Source organism: Bacillus cereus, from assembly GCF_002567495.1.
In the GTDB taxonomy this organism is placed as follows: domain Bacteria; phylum Bacillota; class Bacilli; order Bacillales; family Bacillaceae_G; genus Bacillus_A; species Bacillus_A cereus_AQ.
Genome location: NZ_NVAP01000130.1, coordinates 1 through 1,679 on the forward strand (window position 1 = coordinate 1; position 1,679 = coordinate 1,679).

The window sequence follows — 1,679 nt, forward strand, 5'->3', positions numbered from 1 at the left end:
TCCTCACGGAGGCTTTTTTCATTTACTAGTCTGATATGTACTTTTTGTGTGAATACTAGATATATCAGACAAGGAGGTGGTATTTATGTTGAAAAAACAAGAAATTCTAGCTGTCTATCAAAAGGGACCTCAAGCTATTTACGATTTTGTTCATCAATTAGAAAGTCAAATACAGAATTTAAAAGAGCGTATAGAAGAATTAGAAAATCGTTCAAAAAAAAACTCTACAAATAGTCATAAACCACCCTCTACAGATGGTTTTCGTAAGCCTATTACAAAAAGTTTGCGAAAATCATCCCAGCGTCAAACCGGTGGCCAGTTGGGCCACAAAGGACATACACTTCATTTGACAACGACTCCTGACCATATGATTACCTATTCTCCTACGCATTGTATTTGTTGTCACACGTCCTTAAAACATGAACCTGTAAAAGGATACCGCATTCGCCAAGTGTATGATTTACCACCTATCCTGATAGAAGTCACAGAACATAAAGTGGAACAAAAAGAGTGCCCACATTGCCATTCTATCCAAGAATCCCAGTTTCCCTCTACTGTCTCTCGTCCTGTTCAATATGGTCCAAATATAAAAACACTGATTCCTTATTTAACACATTATCAATGCCTTTCTTTGAAACGAACAAAAGAATTCTTTCAAGATTGTTTTGGACAACCGATAAGCGAAGGGACGTTAGTCAATCATACCCATGCTTTTTCTGCTCAATTGCGGCCGTTTTTCGAAGAAGTAAAAGAACAGATTCTGCAGTCTTCTGTTGTCCATTTTGATGAAACCGGTATGCGAGTAGAAAATAAAACACAATGGTTACATACTGCGAGTACACCGGAGGTGACATTGCAACATATTCATGAAAAACGCGGAAAAGAAGCGATGGATGCAGGTGAAATCTTGCCTTCTTTTTCTGGAATTGCTATGCATGATGGGTGGAAACCGTATGATGTGTATACAGATTGTCGTCATGTTTTATGTAATGCCCATCTCTTGCGAGATTTGCAAGGGATTATAGATAGTACCGGAGAAACATGGGCACAACAAATGAAAGAATTCCTTACACAAGCTTTGACAATAAAAAAGCAATACAAGGGAAATATTCCAGAAATAGAGAAAAAGAATCTGTTTGCCGCATACCAGGCCATATTGAAAGGCAAACAGGTGCCTTCTGCAGAACAAAAAAAGAAAAGAAAACAGACGCCTTCTCAAAATTTATGGAATCGCTTTGCTAAGTATGCTGACAGAATTCTAGCGTTCTTAGAAAGTCCAGATATTCCATTTGATAACAATCAAGCGGAGCGAGATATTCGGATGACGAAAGTCAAACAAAAAGTGTCTGGGACGTTTCGAAGTAAGGAAGGTGCAGAATCATTTTGCCACATACGTAGTTTTATGAGCACCATGAAAAAACAAAATCAATCAGTATTACAAGCGATAAGTCAGGTGTTAAAAACCGGAACGGTTCCTTGGAATACCACTCTTTCGTAAGAGAATGTTTCTATTTCATATAGAGTCTTTCTCTTATCGGAGTGTGTTCTTTTTCATGTTTTCGAACAGGAAACATGTATTTGGCATGCTTTTTTGTTTAACTAAGCTGAGTAGTTACTAATATTTTTAAAAATTATGAAGAAGCTAGTCAATCGGCCGGCTGGATACAAGAATTAAATAG

The 1,679-nt window shown here is 37.5% G+C and carries 1 protein-coding gene; it reads left to right on the forward strand.

What is annotated here, in order from left to right; translation table 11 throughout:
* The first annotated feature begins 85 nt into the window (after positions 1 to 85).
* Positions 86 to 1,498 (forward strand): IS66 family transposase, encoded by a 1,413-nt coding sequence (tnpC, locus tag COK05_RS30800; protein ID WP_098615514.1) that lies wholly within the window; start codon positions 86 to 88, stop codon positions 1,496 to 1,498.
* Positions 1,499 to 1,679: the final 181 nt, after the last annotated feature.

Bases quoted from the DNA above. Each gene is read 5' to 3' on its own strand.
- tnpC (WP_098615514.1), top strand. From the start codon at position 86: ATGTTGAAAAAACAAGAAATTCTAGCTGTCTATCAAAAGGGACCTCAA.